The following is a 16,678-nucleotide window of genomic DNA, read 5'->3' on the forward strand; positions in this document are numbered from 1 at the left end:
GTAATTTAGGTTAATTATCAATCACTGTATGACGATATTTCTCTATTTACTTAAAAACAAGAGCGTCTCAGTTACAAGCACCTGTAGTTCACTATCCTATTGATTTGACAATTTAAAACTAAATCCTGATATTTATACTAGTATACTAATCATACGATTTCATTGTTAACGAAGCATTAACACAGCACGAGGCTTTCATGTGACCAGTTATGTTAATCAATACGAACAAATAACCGCTTTGGTTGTCGATGCAAACAGCAATATGCGCCAAATTATTGCTGGCATGTTGCGTAACATGGGATTCAAAAGTTTATTTGTTGCCACAAATGAAATCCAAGTAAATGATATCCTTAATGTCGAAAAAGTAGATATTGTGTTCAGTGGTTGGCAGCCGGGAAAGCTGGATGGTATTAAAGTTCTCAACAAGGTCCGCGATAACGAAAAAACTAAAGCCATACCTTTTCTGATGATCACAGACATAATCGACCAGGACATGGTTAGACAGGCGGTATCTAACGGCGTATCTGAATATATTGTCCCTCCCTTTAACAAACAAATACTGCAAAAAAGGCTCGACAGAGCACTCAAAATACCGATTCACAGCTCTGCCGCGTCAGTCATTAAACAAGACAAAAACAAACGATTTGCGAAGAAAAAAGACACAAAAGATTTTAACATTCTCATCGTTGATGATGTCGCTGATAACATAGAAGTGCTGCGTGGCATTTTGAAACCTCACTACCGTATAAAGGCTGTAACTAGCGGCAAAAACGTTATGCAAATATGCATGTCAAACCAGCCGCCTGATATCATTTTACTCGATATCATGATGCCAGAGATCGATGGTTTAACGGTATGCAAGCAGCTTAAACAAAACCCGATGACACAAAATATAGTGATCATTTTTATCACCGCACTGACCGAAGCTGATGATGTTGTTAGGGGATTAGAGCTTGGTGCTGTTGACTATATAACTAAACCCATCCACCCGGATGTTGTGTTAGCGCGGGTCCGCACCCATACCCGTTTGGTTTTATCTCAACGGGTTATTCAAGATCAGATAGATGCACTCGTTTCACAGAATACTCGACGTGAATATATTGATAATTTACTGCAACGTAAGCTCGAGGAATTCCAACGACTGTCTCAAGAAAATGTAAAATATTTGGATACCAAACTGAAAGCGAATTCCGTTGCAGAGCGCACCTTTGAACAGCTAAAGTTTAGCATTAATGTGCAAGACGTTATCGTCCAGAACCTTTATACGTTGAGACAACTTGAGGATAACAATTATAAACTGGTGCGATCACGCAATGAGACCAGTAACTTTATTAAACGCATAGTTCACACCTACAGCTTTGAACTACGAGACAGAAGCCTAGAGGCAAAACTAAATTTTGGCTGCGACTTAGCCTTGTTTACCGACACCAAGCTCGCTACTTACCTAATTCATTTGTTATTTGCGAATGCTATCGAGCATTCTTCGCGAGGCTCGCAAATTCATGTAAAAACGGTCGAATTGCCCCATCATATTTTGGTCAGTATCCAAAACAATGGTGAACTGCCACATGAAATCCCAAATGACCTTAATGAATTGCTGGAAACAAAAAAAGGCGAACCTTTGGTCGCCTTGAATTTCTATACTGCCTTTAAATTAGCGCACGCGCTGCACTGTCAGATGTATTATCACTCGAGTGATAAATTCAACACTATTTTTTACCTTAAATTCAGAAAATAGTGTTGATATGACTGACTTTCTTACTTGCCATTAATGCTTTGCTAGATGTGGGCTGCCAATTTCGTTAAACACATAGCCTTGTCCCCACACAGTTTCAATTTGCGCGTGCTGTAAACCAAATTCTGACAACTTTTCACGTAATTTCGCCATGCGCACATCAACCGTACGCTCAGTGCCATTGTAGTCTCGTTTAAGCAACACGTTATATATTCTGTCGCGGCTTAATACACGTCCAACATTATCCACTAGCAAGTTAAGCAACTTAAATTCAAAAGAGCTCAACTTAATGGCGACATCATTCACAAAACATTTATGCGCCGATACATCTAACTTCAAATTACCGACTTGTTTGGCACGTTGATAACTTTTTTGCTGCGAGTCTTTAGAACGGCGAATAAGAGATTCGGCACGCACTTTCAGAATGGCAGGAGACACAGGTTTCACCAAATAATCATCAGCGCCTGAAAAGAATGCTGAAATTTGATCTTGTTCCGCATCTTTAGCCGTCAAAATCATTATCGGACCTTGGTACGATTTTCGTAGTCGCTCACAAACTTCGTAACCATCGATATCGGGTAATCCTAGGTCTAAAATAACCACATCAGGCTGATAGTTGGCAACTGCTTGCTCGGCACTTTCACCCAAGTGTTCCTGGTATACAAAAAACTCAGACTTCTCCAAATATGATTTCAACAAGGTTGATACCATACGATCATCTTCTACGATTAACGCAATATTGCTGCCTTCTACCAACGATTCAACTTGATTCGATACCTGCATAATCGCTACCTCTGCATGGTTTATTAAGATAGTGCTAGTATAGAAAAAGTTGTTACACATAGCTGTTAAGCTATGTTAACCAAGTGTAATACTTGATGGCTAAATTGTTATTGCCGAGGGTCAGTGTCAATTACGTCTGGGCGCCCTTGATGTGCTTCAAGAAAGTCACTTAGTCCCGGGTATGTCTCAGTTGACGCTAACTCTCTGAAGTTTGCCCAGTCTAGCAATGTGTATAAGCATATCGCCGGATAATGCCATTGCTCAAACGCGCCGTTTGTTACCGATTTTTCAAGCGTTTGATATACCTCTGTAACGCGTTCTCGTTGCAAATTAAAAAACAACGTGTCACTTTGAGTATCTAATCCGGAACGGCTAGAAATTAATAGAGAAACCAAAGAGTCATTAGCAGCATCAATCAGAGTCATTAAATTCTCTTCATCCCAGCTCAAAGATCTTAACTCCCCTTCCTTCATCAAATAACGAGAAATGACGCGCGAATCAAAAATGCACTGCTCTCCATCAATTAACGCGGGTACCTTAAGTGTTGGATTTTTCTCACGTAATATTTCACGTCCCTGCTCTGAGAAAATATCCAAGTTGTCAAACTCAATAGGTTTGTTGAGCAATTCGCACAGCAAACGTATGCGACGAACATATGGCGAGGTAGTTGATCCAAGTAGTTTCATAAATTTTTCTCAAGACAAATAAGACTTAGCCTACGTCATATCTCACTTAAGGTAAAAGACAGATGTAAAAAAGGCCGCTAAAGCGGCCTTTTATTAAGCGTTTGCCGATAAGGCTAAAACAGATCTTCGTCGATATCGAATAGCACAGTGCTCGCCTGGCTAGCGGTTGCTACCAATGAGTACATGCGAGGTAATAAACGCGCGAAGTAATAACGTGCTGTTTTAACCTTGCCGACGTAAAAGTCATCACCACTTTCTTGTTTTGCCAATGCTTCTTTAGCCATCATTGCCCATAGGTATCCCATGGCAGTGTAACCAAAGACATGCAAGTAATCGTTGGCAGCCGTACCAATCATATTTGGGTCAGTCTCGCTGCCGGCAACAATGTCACTTGAAAGTTGTTGTAAAGCGGCAAGCGCTTTAGCCAGTGGTTCAACAAACTCTTTCATGTTGTCTGCTGTTGAGTCTGCAATAAACGCTTCAACTTCTTCAACAAATGGCGCAAGCATTGCCCCCTTCGATGCAACCACCTTGCGACCTAACAAGTCCATCGCTTGGATACCATTAGTACCTTCATAAATTTGGGTAATACGAGTATCGCGCACTAATTGCTCTTGGCCCCATTCGCGAATAAAGCCATGACCACCAAATACTTGCTGGCCAGCGACTGTTGATTCAAACCCTAAATCAGTGAAGAACGCTTTGGCTATTGGCGTTAACAATGCAGCCATTGTTTCACCTTTCTTCTGCGCTTCACCTTCAGCGTACGTTGAATAATCCAATTGCATTGAAATGTATGATGATAATGCGCGAGAACCTTCAGTTAATGCTTTCATATTTAGCAACATGCGGCGAACATCGCCATGCACTAAAATAGAGTCTGCAGCCTTATCAGGTGACTTAGCACCAGTTGCTGAACGACCTTGAATACGGTCCTTCGCGTATTCAATCGCGTTTTGATACGAACGCTCTGCACTGCCAATGGCTTGTATACCCACACCAACACGTTCAAAGTTCATCATAGTGAACATACAAGCAAGGCCTTTGTTCACCTCGCCAACTAAGTAGCCCTTGGCATCATCAAAGTTCATCACACATGTCGCAGAGCCATGAATACCCATTTTATGTTCAATTGAGCCACAACTAACGCCATTCGCTTCACCTAGGCTGCCATCATCATTTACATTAATTTTAGGTACCAAAAATAGGGAAATACCGCGAGGACCGGCAGGTGCATCAGGCAATTTAGCGAGCACGAGGTGAACGATATTCTCTGCTAAATCATGCTCACCTGCCGTGATGAATATTTTGTTACCGGTAATCTGGTAACTGCCGTCATCTTGAGGAATAGCTTTCGTACGAATCATGCCCAAATCAGATCCAGCATGAGATTCAGTCAAACACATACTGCCTGTCCACTCACCCGAGATCATTTTCGTCAGGTAAGTTTCCTTTAATGTCTCACTACCATGTTTAGCAATGGATAAGCCAGCGCCTGCCGTCAACCCTGGGTAAAGCGAGAATGAAATATCGCCAGAACACAACATTTCTTCATGCAATGCAGTAATAATCTTTGGCATGCCCATGCCACCATACTCAGGTAGGCCGCCCAATGCTGTCCAGCCACCTTCAACATATGTTTGAAACGCTTCTTTGTAACCCGGTGCAGTCGTTACTTTGCCGTTGTCAAAGCTAACACCAACTTCATCACCGACACGTAACAAAGGCGCTATTTCTTGTTCAGAGATTTTCGCGCATTCCTGCAAGATAGCATCTGCAGTGTCGCGATCTACATGCTCAGATAAGCTTGGCAATGATTGCCACATTTCATCAGCCTTAAGCACATCGTACAAAATAAAGCTCATGTCTTTTAATGGCACTTGATAATCAGCCACGGCACACCTCGATAAATAAAACAGTCAATTTAAACACCTGTTTAAATATAATTAAATTTGAGCAAAAGTAAAGTATTGGTATCGAAAATCCATTTTGGCAGTTGCCCTGAATTACAGGTATAGTTGAAACTATTGAAAGAGGTGAGCAGTGCGATTAGATTTTCGATTAACGATATGTGCATTATTGACGGCCATGAGTATGTACCAAGCTGCATGGAGTCAACAACTTGCCTTCAACAAAGTGGACAAAGGTGACAGTTATACATTTCAATACCAATGGTTAGACGTAGCCAAACAACCGCAGTCTCTAAGTTTTACCTTATCTAAAAAGGCACTATTTTCCCCGTTTCGACATTTTCGCGCGTACAACCCTGAACTTGCGGCAAAATATGTACAAAAACATGTTCGAAAATCTCTAAAAAAGTCACCACTGGACAATGTTAGTGTGCGTGTAGACCCTCGCACCCAAGAAGTCATGCTGCGTAGCAATAATCGCGACGCATTACTAACAGCCAGTGCAGAGGTAAATAAAAGAGAGACAGAGTATTTTCAGCAATACCTTGAACAACAGTTTTATCACCAATTCACAACCTATAACGATTACAGTGGAATAAAACCTGACCACGTGCGTATTGCTTTAGAATCGGTCGAAATTCTTGATCCAACAAAGCCCGCAATTTTAGAAAAAACAAATGTTAAAAATGTACGCCGAGTAACCAACTACGTCCTTAACTTTGTTCAAAGCATCCCTTATTCAACACTAGAGTCTAGGCTAACTTCGTCAGGAGCTGGGTTTAATGTGCCTACTAAAGTACTGTGGGAAAACCAAGGAGATTGTGATAGCAAAATGACACTTACCGCTTCACTGCTTCGTCGTTTAATGCCACGCATCAAATTAATGATGGTATATATTGATCAACACGCCTTTATTGGTATCGATATTTTGCCAGAGCCTAACGATGTTGTTGTAGAACAAGATGGCCGTAGTTTTGTATTGGCAGACCCTACCGGGCCAAAACTTCTCAAGCTTGGCGAGCTACCTTTTGATTCTGAACAAGCGATATATTCGGGCCATTACACTGGGGAAGTATTTTAGTCTATGCAGATACATCAAGTGCCAATACTTTGCGAATGCTCGATGACAACACCTCTGCACTAACAGGTTTAGCCACATGTAAATTCATGCCTGCTGCCATACTTGCCTTTTTGTCTTCCGCTCTAGCATGCGCTGTCATTGCAATAATAGGTAATTGTTCGTATTCATCCATTCCACGTATTTTCTTGGTTGCTGTCAGCCCATCCATTACGGGCATCTGAATATCCATTAACACGACATCAATGTCATTGCTCTGTAATTGATTAATAGCGACTTCACCATTCTCGGCAATCACAACTTTTGCGTTCATAGAAAACAACAACTCTTGCGCAACCATTTGATTCACAAGGTTGTCTTCAACTAGCAGTACCGAAACACCTTCTAAACTGCCCGCTAGCGGTGCCTTATTTTCAGGTTTCTTCGGGATATCTAGCGGCGTATCACTGACAACCTGCTGCTGATTTGCAAGCGAAAGATGTTGGTTTATTTTACTTAATGTATGGCGGTATAGCGGTAGCTCAAATATCAGATATGGCGCTTTAATTGGCGTTAATTGAGCAACAACTTTTTCACTCAGTGAAGACATAACCGGCTGACAAATACCAGTTAGCACAATAACGGATTGGACCTGCTCAAGTGCAACCAGTAAATTTTCGTGCGCATGCTCTAGGTAGTCGCCATCAATCAATAACACGGTATCGTCTATTAACGCGAGTTGCTGGAAGGCTTGCTCATCTTCCGCATGCTTGTATTGCCACCCATAACTATTGACCGATGCAGCAAGCGAAGTTGAATAACGGCCACCTAATGTGACAATATCGATACGTTGCTTACCCACCACTGGCGCCATTTGCTCGATCGATACAGGTAAAACAAAGCTGAATTCACTGCCCTGTCCTGGCGTCGACTTCACTTTAATCTCTCCACCTAAGAGCTTCACTATCTGTTGACTAATTGAAAGACCAAGACCAGATCCGCCATACTCTCGCGTCATCGACTCATCGGCTTGACTAAATGCATCGAAAAGCTTGTCCTGCTTATCTAAATCAATGCCTATGCCAGAATCTTTAACCACAAATTTTAACAACGCATTGTCTTCACCTTTGGCTGTTGCTGAAATTGTTAACGAGACACCGCCTTGATGCGTGAACTTTATGGCGTTATTTAACAGGTTAGTGAGTACCTGCGTTAAGCGCATTTCGTCAGTGGTTATCAATTCTGGCACTTGCGCATCAATATCAACATCAATAGACAGCTGCTTGCTAAATGCATTAATGGCGTTCAACTGCATAACGCGATCAACGATACTGTCGACCTTAGCGCTCCCCATATTCAGCAATAACTTTCCGGCTTCGATTTTTGAAAGGTCGAGTAATTCATCAACCAAATGTAACAAAGCGGCTGATGCACTCTGCGCATTCGCTAAATACTGCTGCTGAAATGCACTAAGTGGGGTTTTCCCCATCAAGGTCATCATGCCCTGAATAGCGTTAATCGGCGTACGAATCTCATGACTCATATTTGCCAAGAACTGACTTTTCGCTTTGTTTGCAAACTCTGCTTGGTCTTTTGCGGTTTGCAAAGCTGATTGCACAGCAAACTGAACAGAAACATCACGTAAAATGACAATGGTGCCCAGACTTAGGCCCGTCTCGTTATAAAAGCGTGTGCAAAAGACTTCAAACGTGTCGCCGCTCGTTTCTATTGTCTGATGGTAACCCAATGACGTTTGCTCGGGTGGTAATACAGAAAACTCTGACAACATGGATTGAATAGGCTTAGGGAGTAACCCTGTGACATTTTTACCCAGCATATTCTCTTGTTCATCACCAATATAGCGCTCAAAGGCTTTATTACAACCAGTGAGCTTGTTCTCATTATCATTAAAGATAATGTACTCAGGAATACCGTTAATCACAGAGCGTAGCAGTACGTATGCTCTGTGGTACTCTCGGCTACGTACAATAAGAGCCTGTGTTTTTTCTGCCACGCGAGAGTCAAGCTCTGCATTTTGCTCTTTGAGCTGATGCATTAGACTGCGGTTTTGACTAAAAATATTTTCAACCAGCTGGAACCAAGGTAGCCATTCTGCTGTTGGTTTAATTTTGCCAGGGTCTCCTTCCGCGCAATGCTCTATATGGCTGATAAACTCAGATGCGGGCTTAATAAACGTTTTACGTGTCATCACATACACGAGCGCTAGAAAGGCAACAAGGCCGAAAAAGAACAAAGCGCCCGAGAAAATAAAGCGATTTTTGAGTTGCTGCGTAAAGTGGCTGTATGGCTGGTACTTGATTAAGCTCCAACCATTAAGCTGGATTTCATGTTTTTGCAACAGCCATTCACGGTACATAAAGTTATCAGAAAAATTGAGTACCTGTGCACGTGCTAGCTCTTTCAACCCCTCTGGCGCGACGTCCCGCCATTGCATATTGGTGCGCACTTTATCCTGTTCCTGTGAAACATGAACTAACACACGGCCTTGTTCATCAACCAGCACGTAGCCTTGATTAGGCTTATCAACTTGGGGAAGTTTGTTTTGCAGACTGATTAAATCGACATCAATAACCAACGCACCGCGATATTTTCCTTGATGAAACACACCCGTACCAATAGACGCTTTGATCCCCTTACCGGCAGTATCTTGATAGGGCGGCGACCAGATAAAACCTTTCCCTTGTAGGTTTCCTTGTCTAATTTTCCACAAGTAGGTTTCATTCAACATTTGGTCAGAATATTGCCAAGCGCTGCGGCTTATCCACGGAAAAATATTGATAAAACGGTTGAGCGACAAATAGTAAAACCATGTGGCATCCGCGTTTGAGCTACTCGCGGTAACAAATGCTGGCGTCAGTGCATTTGCCATCGTGAGTTCTTGCCACATTTGCGCGTCAATGTCTTCTATTACACCTCGCCCGGTGATATTGCCACGTAAGCGTTTGCGGGTTCGGCTTGTTTCACGCTGATTGGTTTTTAAATAAAATTTATCGCCGTCTTGCAAGAGAACAGGCGCCGAGGCATACAAGTCATCAGGGTTCGCCAAGTAATGTTCAGCAAATTGCTTCAAACCCGACAAGGTTTGCTGACTCTTCTCCAAACTATTGCTAATAATTTCCGCTTGCCCGCTCAATTCAACAATATCTTTGTCGAGTCGGGTGTCGATTTCCACTTGATAACGATAAAAACCGATGGCGAGACCAATACAGGTGATCACGAAGAAAAGCAGAAAAACCGCTATTGTATAGCGGTTAAATAAGTTGACCTTAGAAATTGCTTGGTTCAAATCTACTGCTTAGCAAAAAAGACAATGCCAAGAGTATACATGAGAAAAAGAGAATTTTAATAAGCAGCCACATTGCAGCTGCTCATACCTTAACCTCAGAAAGCTAGCACGCAGTGAAAATTATAAATTTTCTTCAGCAAAAGAGGCTAAACGACTTCGTACCACACCATTAAGATTAACAGTGGTACTGCCAGGAAACTCCTTGAACCGTTCAACAATGTAGGTTAACCCTGAGGTGACAGCTGTTAAATAATTACTGTCTATTTGTGCGAGATTACCTGAGCATACCAACTTAGTTCCCTCGCCACAGCGTGTAATGATGGTCTTTAGCTGTGATGCAGTTAAGTTCTGACACTCATCGAGCAATACAAAGGCATTCTGAATACTACGACCACGCATAAAGTTCACTGACTTAAATTGTATGTTGGCCTTTTCCATAATGTAATTCATGCTGCCACTCATACTTTCATCTTGCTTGTGTAGTACCTCAAGAGAATCAGTAATTGCCGCCAGCCATGGCGCCATTTTTTCTTCCTCTGTGCCAGGCAAAAAGCCAATAGACTCAGCGATTTCTGGTGTACTACGCGTGACAATCACTTTGTCATATAGGCCACGTTCAATCACCTGCTCTAGGGCACTCGCTAGAGCCAGCAATGTTTTACCGCAGCCTGCTGGGCCAGTAAGAACAACTAAATCAATAGTCGGGTCAAGCAAGGCGTCCATCGCCATCCCTTGATAGATATTTTTGGGTTGAATGCCCCAGGCATTTTTTGACATTAATCGTTCGCGAGAAATATCCTGAATGGCAACACGCTCATCGTCCCAGCCCGCAACCTTTCCTGCAAAATGTTCGCCTTCATCCAGCAAGTACTCGTTCATGTAGATTGTCGGTAAAATTGATTTTTTAACGTAATGTGTTGTGTTGCGACCTTCGGTTTCACTCTCACACTCTTTTATTTGCGCCCAGAAATCGCCTTCAAATTTATGGTAACCCTTCGTCAGGAAACGGACATCATCAATCAATTGGTCAGTGCGATAGTCTTCTACATGCGCTAATCCAGCGCCTTTCGCCTTGAGACGCATGTTAATGTCTTTAGTAACAAGCACAACTTTGCGTCCTTCATTATGGTTTTGAATATGAATCGCCGCGTTAATAATGCGGTTATCATTTTCATTGAAGGATAGGGTTTCAGCTTTTTGCTCCAATGAGTAATCATTGATGATGGAGAGTTTTCCGGTGGGCGATTGATCTTGCCCACCTAAGTTACTTGCCAAAGGCACACCCGCTAGTACCTCTTCCGGTGTTGAGTTTGCCAAAACATCTTCTAACGCGCGAATGGCTACGCGTGCATCACGGCTAACATCTTTACGTCTATCTTTAATCGAATCGAGCTCTTCTAGCACCGTCATTGGCACTACAACGTCATGTTCTTTAAAGGAGAGGAAAGCAAAGGGTTCGTGAAGCAGGATATTGGTATCTAGAACATAAATGATGGTTTCGTCAGTCATATAGGCACTCTCGCTTAGCTTAGCTAAACCAAACTCAGGCGATATTGCCGCTCAACCATATCAACCCGAATATTGATTTTTCTAGCGGTTGATGAATTCCAAAAAAGTAGAATGTTCAACTCCACTGTGACACCTTCCTCAGACCTACGCAAGTGAAAAATTGTCATTTTTCGAACGATTTTTGTGACATATTTATGTCGCTTGACGACTCTAAAATACATGTCATAGTAGTGAATTGATCTATGCTTTTTTCTCTTCTCTAGCATTTCACATAAATTCCTGTCCATTAGGACGAATTTTTTAATGAATACATCTACTATTAACGGTAATATGTCGCCCTTTTTTTGGCGCAGCCAGGTTTTACAGACCTTTTCCGCATCGCGGGTGCTGGCTAACTTCTATGCAGGAGACGTTCAATATGCAATTTTTTCCGGGACAACGTTGGATTAGTGATAGTGAATCTGACCAAGGTCTAGGTACAGTGACTGGTGTCGAAAATCGTTTTGTAAATATCGTATTTACGGCAACGGGAGAGTCTCGGAAATATGCCATTGAGAATGCGCCGTTAACACGCGTTATATTTAATGAAGGTGACATTGTGCCTAGCCATGAAGGCTGGCAAATGCGTGTAAGCAGTATTGAAGAGCAAGGCGGCATTATCTCTTATTCAGGGATACGTGTTGATAACCAAGAGCCTGTTGTGCTTAAAGAAGTGATGATTGATCACTTTATCAAATTCAACAAACCACAAGACCGACTCATTAACGGACAAGTCGACCGCCTAGACTGGTTCCGCTTAAGAAAAGCCTGCTTAAAACATCAATTCGAACAACAACAGTCTCCATTAGTGGGGCTCTCAGGTGGACGTGTAAGCCTAATCCCTCATCAATTGTACATCGCTGAAGAAGTTGGTAGTCGCTTCGCGCCACGTGTTTTACTCGCTGATGAGGTTGGATTGGGTAAAACCATTGAAGCCGGTTTAATTATTCACCAACAGTTAGTGACAGGCCGCGCGCAACGTGTATTGATTGTGGTACCTGAATCACTGATGCATCAGTGGCTAGTTGAAATGTTGCGCCGTTTCAACTTGAAATTCGCCATCTATGATGAAGAGCGTTGCCAACAAAGCGACGGTGAAAACCCATTTAGTGAAGAGCAATTAGTGCTCGTTAACTTAGACTTTGTAACTGACCATCCACAGTGGTATGAAGCGATGATCGCTGAAGACTGGGATTTAATGGTTGTTGATGAAGCGCACCACTTAAATTGGAGTAAAGACGCGCCAAGCCTTGAATATCAATGTATTGAGCAACTTGCTAGCGTAATCCCGGGAGTGTTGTTATTAACAGCGACACCAGACCAACTCGGTCACGAAAGCCACTTTGCTCGCTTACGATTGCTTGACCCTGATCGCTTTTACGATTACCAAGCATTTATTGAAGAAGAATCGCATTACACAGAAGTCGCTGACGTTGCCAATACCTTACTGGCAGAGCAAGCACTTACGGAAGCACAAAGCGAACAGCTACAAGCACTATTGAAAGAGTCTGATATCAATGCATTGTTAGTTGCGCTAAGCACAGGCGACGACGATGTCCAGCAAGAAGCACGAAGCCAGCTGATTAATCAGCTGTTAGACAGGCACGGTACTGGTCGTATTCTGTTTAGAAATAGTCGTAACACCATTAAAGGATTTCCAGGTCGACAAGCACTACCTGCGCCTTTGGCATTACCTAGCGAATACAAGGTCGCTTTGGAAGATTTACTCGAAGGTAAATCTGCCGAAGACATTGCAGCGCTTAACCAGAGTCGCTACTTGCCAACACCCGAGCGTCTATACAGTCTGAATGCTAGTGCTGCCACTTGGTACGATATTGATCCACGCGTTGATTACCTCATTGACTTATTAAGGTCGCTTAATCAAGACAAAGTACTGGTAATTTGTGCCCACGCTGAAACAGCTATAGAGCTAGAAATGGCCTTACGCACCAAAGAAGGTATGCGCGCAGCTGTTTTCCACGAAGGTTTGAGTATCTTCGAACGCGATCGTGCCGCGGCATATTTCGCCCAAGAAGAAGAGAGTGCGCAAGTACTTCTGTGTTCAGAAATTGGCAGTGAAGGCCGAAATTTCCAATTTGCTCACCACTTAGTGTTGTTTGATTTGCCAACCAACCCTGACTTACTTGAGCAACGTATTGGACGCCTTGATCGTATCGGTCAAACTGAAACGATTAAGTTGCATTTACCATATTTTGAGCAGTCTCCTCAGCAAGTGCTTTACCGTTGGTATCACGAATCACTTAACGCATTTGAGCACACGTGCATTACCGGTCGCGCGGTTTTTGAGGCACAAGGTAATGCCTTAGCTAACGTTATTTATAGTCAAGCATGGCAAGGTGACCAGATTGAACAAGTCATTAATGACAGTCACAAACTGCACCTAGATATCAAAGCAGAATTGGAAACTGGCCGAGATAAATTACTTGAGCTGAACTCAAGTGGCCAAGGGCGTGCGCAAGACATTGTTGACCAAGTTGCCGCTCTTGATCGCCAAACAGCTCTACCGCAGTTTATGTTCCAAGTATTTGATGTCTTCGGTATTCAGCAGGATGACAAAGCAGACAATGCCATCGCGCTAAACCCGACAGAGCATATGTTGTCACCTAACTTCCCGAACTTACCAGATGACGGTGCAACAGTTACATTCGACCGCAGCACAGCATTATCTAACGAAGACTACCAGCTATTGTCTTGGGATCACCCGATGGTACGAGGCTCTATGGACCTTGTCTTAAGTGACGAAATAGGCAATGCAAGTATCGGCTTGTTGAAAAACCCTGCCTTACCTGTAGGTACATTCTTCTTAGAATGTATTTTCACCGTTGAAGCCACAGCACCATCGAATCTTCAGCTAGGCCGCTATTTACCGACAACGCCAATTCGCGTATTGGTCGACAAAGCAGGCAACAACTTAGCGAGTAAAGTCTCGTCGCAAGTGCTTGAGCAACAACTGAGCCCTGTTAAGAAACAGGTTGCCTTACAATTGGTCAAGGCATTAAAAGCTGACATACAACCGCTAGTGACAAAAGCTGAACAACACGCACAGCAACAAATTCCGGCCATAGCTGAGAAAGCCAATGACACAATGCATAAGACGCTCGACCAAGAGTATGAGCGTTTACAAGCACTTGCAGCAATTAATCCAAGTGTTCGTCAAGAAGAACTAGACTTTATTAAGCATCAACAACAAGCACTGGCTGAATACATCAGCAAGGCACAGTTAACGTTTGAGGCTGTTCGCTTAGTTGTTGTCACTCACTAAGGAGTTGATATGGTAGCCAATCCAGACTTTATCTACCGCCCACCAAAGTCACCTTATTTGTCGGTGGTTTATCAGGATGATGATATTGTCGTGGTCAACAAACCCAGCGGGTTATTGACTGTTCCCGGAAGGTTACCAGAACACCAAGATTGCTTAGAGAACCGAGTAAAATCGGTTCTTCCTAGTGCGACTATTGTCCACAGACTCGACATGGCAACCTCTGGCGTTATGATTATGGCGCTGAATAAAGCTGCCCATGTTGATATCAGCCGACAATTTGAAAAGCGACTGACCCAGAAACACTACTTAGCCCACATTTACGGACACCCGAAGGAAGCACAAGGTGAGGTTGATCTCCCTCTAATTTGTGACTGGCCTAATCGCCCAAAACAAAAAGTCGATTTAGAGCATGGGAAAAAAGCGCTTACCCAATATCAAGTGCTATCAAGCGATGAGGAAACATCGCTTGTTAAACTTACCCCTGTGACAGGGCGTTCACACCAGCTACGCGTTCATATGCTTGCATTAGGCCACCCAATCATTGGCGATAGGCTCTACGCACATGACATGGCACTTGCATTAGGAGAGCGGCTCCACTTGCATGCCAAGTTTCTCCGGCTGACCCATCCAGTAAGTAAAAAAGTGATGCAATTTGAGGCGCCTTGTACCTTTGATCTTGGTGATGTCGACTTTGGCGAAGAAATGATTTAGAGAAAACCTGCCACATGCTGCTAAAGCCTGAACATCTGTGACCGATAAAGAGTACACTGTTGTCAAATTTTTATGGCATAACGACTTATTGTGATCATTAGACTTTTTCTCGCTACTACACTGTTAATTCTTTCATTGCCTTTGATGTCGCAAGAACAAACAGCTCCACAAGAAAAGGAACAAGCCACAGAAGCTAATGAGCCCCAAAGTGATGCAGAGACTCCACAACCCGCGCCAGCTACAAATCCTATCCAAGCCCCTATATCGCTGATAGAACAATTCAAAGCCGATATTGCGAAGTCAGTCGACAGCCAACTACTTAAACCTATGCTTGCCGGCCCAAATGACTTTCTCACGATTACCCAACCTGATACGCACAGTGTAGACAAAGGCACCATGATCTTACTGCCCGAGTGGAGTCAGGCAGCAACAGACGTCAAAGCAATGAACTTTTTGCGCAGTCACTTACCGAAAGAAGGTTGGACGACAATAACTATCCAACCCTTGTTAGCACCCGAAAATTACCCAAGCCAACAAGAAAAGCCGAATATAGCCACAGAAGAAAATAGCAAAGCAGTAACAGCCTATGTTGACCAGTTGACACCCGTCATGGAGGCGGTGATGGAAGCCGCAGCCAACTACCCAGGAATTTTTGTCGTCATTGGTCAAGGCAACAACGCAGCGATGTTAATGGCCATGTACCAACAAGACGACGTGGCCAAGCCTAATGCATTTATTTCACTGAGCGGCTACAGACAAAGCGCGGATGGAAACAAAGTATTTGCCGAACAAATGGCAATGAGCGAGATTCCCACACTAGACCTTGTACTTAAACGTGATGTGCATTGGGTAGAGCATTTCGCTGACACACGAAGACAGGCAGCGAAACAAGAAATGAAGCCGTATTACCGCCAGAGAGAAATACATAATTTTAGAGCGGGATATTATCCAACAGAACATTTGGCGAAAGAGATTAAGGGTTGGTTAACCACTATCGGCTGGTAATGGCTAACCGTTTGACTGCCGGATAAACGGGTGCGATTGACCTGAATTACCAATCGCTATAATTTACACAACACACTTCATTATCACTAATTCAAGTCGTCATTTTTCCAGTATTTTGTTCCCTGCAGTGTCGCTTGCAGCGCTAGACCATTCTCGGTCATTTGATATATTTCAACGTCTTTCACTACTGTGCCAGCAGCACTGCCTTCTCCACCCTTTTTACCGGATTTTGCGGCAGCATCTGCTTGTCCAGAAAAATCCCAGCCATCTTCAATAAAACTGTTCATCGCTTTTTCTGTCTTGAAAATAAAGACTGCATTAAAGTCTTTTACACCTAAACCAATACCGATACCGGCAGTACCCATTGACATGTAGGTGTCTTTACCTGTTTTGTTATTCCGAACCACACCACTGCCGCCGCCCGCAGAAAAAAATACGACATTGACACCAATGTTGGAAAACGTAGCGTACCCAGCAGATTTAGCGACCTTTTTTTTAACACTCGGCTGTTCTTGATAAAGTTTAGCTAATGTTTTGTCGCGCATTTCGTTGATTTCTTTGCGGTCTTCTGCGGCATCAGCAAGCACAGTGAAAGGAAGTAGCAAAGAGAATAGGCAAGCAATGACTTTTTTCATAATAGGTCCTTGAAGTTT

General features: G+C 43.1%; 11 protein-coding genes. 5 read left to right on the forward strand and 6 right to left on the reverse strand.

The window, feature by feature from the left end:
• Positions 1-199: 199 nt before the first annotated feature.
• Entirely contained in the window at positions 200-1,738 is a 1,539-nt protein-coding gene (locus ACFSJY_RS03035; RefSeq protein WP_386030975.1) for a response regulator, read from the forward strand.
• Positions 1,739-1,768: 30 nt separating this feature from the next.
• Here ACFSJY_RS03035 and ACFSJY_RS03040 read toward each other — a convergent pair whose 3' ends face one another.
• From ACFSJY_RS03040 to ACFSJY_RS03050, 3 genes are all read right to left on the reverse strand, one after another.
• On the reverse strand, positions 1,769-2,518 hold the full coding sequence (locus ACFSJY_RS03040) for a response regulator transcription factor (protein ID WP_386030977.1): 750 nt from the start codon (positions 2,516-2,518) through the stop codon (positions 1,769-1,771).
• A 107-nt stretch (positions 2,519-2,625) separates the two neighbouring features.
• Positions 2,626-3,204, reverse strand: coding sequence for a glutathione S-transferase family protein (locus ACFSJY_RS03045; protein ID WP_386030979.1), 579 nt, complete (start codon positions 3,202-3,204; stop codon positions 2,626-2,628).
• 113 nt (positions 3,205-3,317) lie between these two features.
• Positions 3,318-5,099, reverse strand: a complete 1,782-nt coding sequence (locus tag ACFSJY_RS03050) for an acyl-CoA dehydrogenase C-terminal domain-containing protein (RefSeq protein WP_386030981.1) — start codon at positions 5,097-5,099, stop codon at positions 3,318-3,320.
• A 148-nt stretch (positions 5,100-5,247) separates the two neighbouring features.
• Between ACFSJY_RS03050 and ACFSJY_RS03055 the strand changes: the two genes are divergently transcribed.
• Positions 5,248-6,195: a hypothetical protein gene (locus ACFSJY_RS03055; protein ID WP_386030983.1), complete on the forward strand. Its 948-nt coding sequence runs from the start codon at positions 5,248-5,250 to the stop codon at positions 6,193-6,195.
• Position 6,196: 1 nt separating this feature from the next.
• Here the strand turns inward: ACFSJY_RS03055 and ACFSJY_RS03060 are convergent, their stop codons facing one another.
• Both ACFSJY_RS03060 and ACFSJY_RS03065 read right to left on the reverse strand, forming a co-directional pair.
• Complete coding sequence (locus ACFSJY_RS03060) at positions 6,197-9,478, reverse strand: ATP-binding protein (RefSeq protein WP_386030985.1); 3,282 nt, start codon at positions 9,476-9,478, stop codon at positions 6,197-6,199.
• Positions 9,479-9,598: 120 nt separating this feature from the next.
• Positions 9,599-10,987: a PhoH family protein gene (locus ACFSJY_RS03065; RefSeq protein ID WP_386030987.1), complete on the reverse strand. Its 1,389-nt coding sequence runs from the start codon at positions 10,985-10,987 to the stop codon at positions 9,599-9,601.
• A 418-nt stretch (positions 10,988-11,405) separates the two neighbouring features.
• Between ACFSJY_RS03065 and rapA the strand changes: the two genes are divergently transcribed.
• From rapA to ACFSJY_RS03080, 3 genes are all read left to right on the forward strand, one after another.
• Complete coding sequence (gene rapA, locus ACFSJY_RS03070) at positions 11,406-14,309, forward strand: RNA polymerase-associated protein RapA (RefSeq protein WP_386030989.1); 2,904 nt, start codon at positions 11,406-11,408, stop codon at positions 14,307-14,309.
• A 9-nt stretch (positions 14,310-14,318) separates the two neighbouring features.
• Positions 14,319-15,020: a bifunctional tRNA pseudouridine(32) synthase/23S rRNA pseudouridine(746) synthase RluA gene (rluA, locus tag ACFSJY_RS03075; protein WP_386030991.1), complete on the forward strand. Its 702-nt coding sequence runs from the start codon at positions 14,319-14,321 to the stop codon at positions 15,018-15,020.
• Between the two features lie 90 nt (positions 15,021-15,110).
• A complete protein-coding gene (locus ACFSJY_RS03080; protein ID WP_386030993.1) occupies positions 15,111-16,025 on the forward strand; it encodes a DUF3530 family protein in 915 nt (304 codons plus the stop codon).
• Between the two features lie 86 nt (positions 16,026-16,111).
• Here the strand turns inward: ACFSJY_RS03080 and ACFSJY_RS03085 are convergent, their stop codons facing one another.
• Positions 16,112-16,660, reverse strand: coding sequence for a lipid-binding SYLF domain-containing protein (locus tag ACFSJY_RS03085; protein ID WP_386030994.1), 549 nt, complete (start codon positions 16,658-16,660; stop codon positions 16,112-16,114).
• Positions 16,661-16,678 lie beyond the last annotated feature (18 nt).

Source organism: Thalassotalea euphylliae, assembly GCF_042682785.1.
GTDB lineage: Bacteria > Pseudomonadota > Gammaproteobacteria > Enterobacterales > Alteromonadaceae > Thalassotalea_F > Thalassotalea_F euphylliae.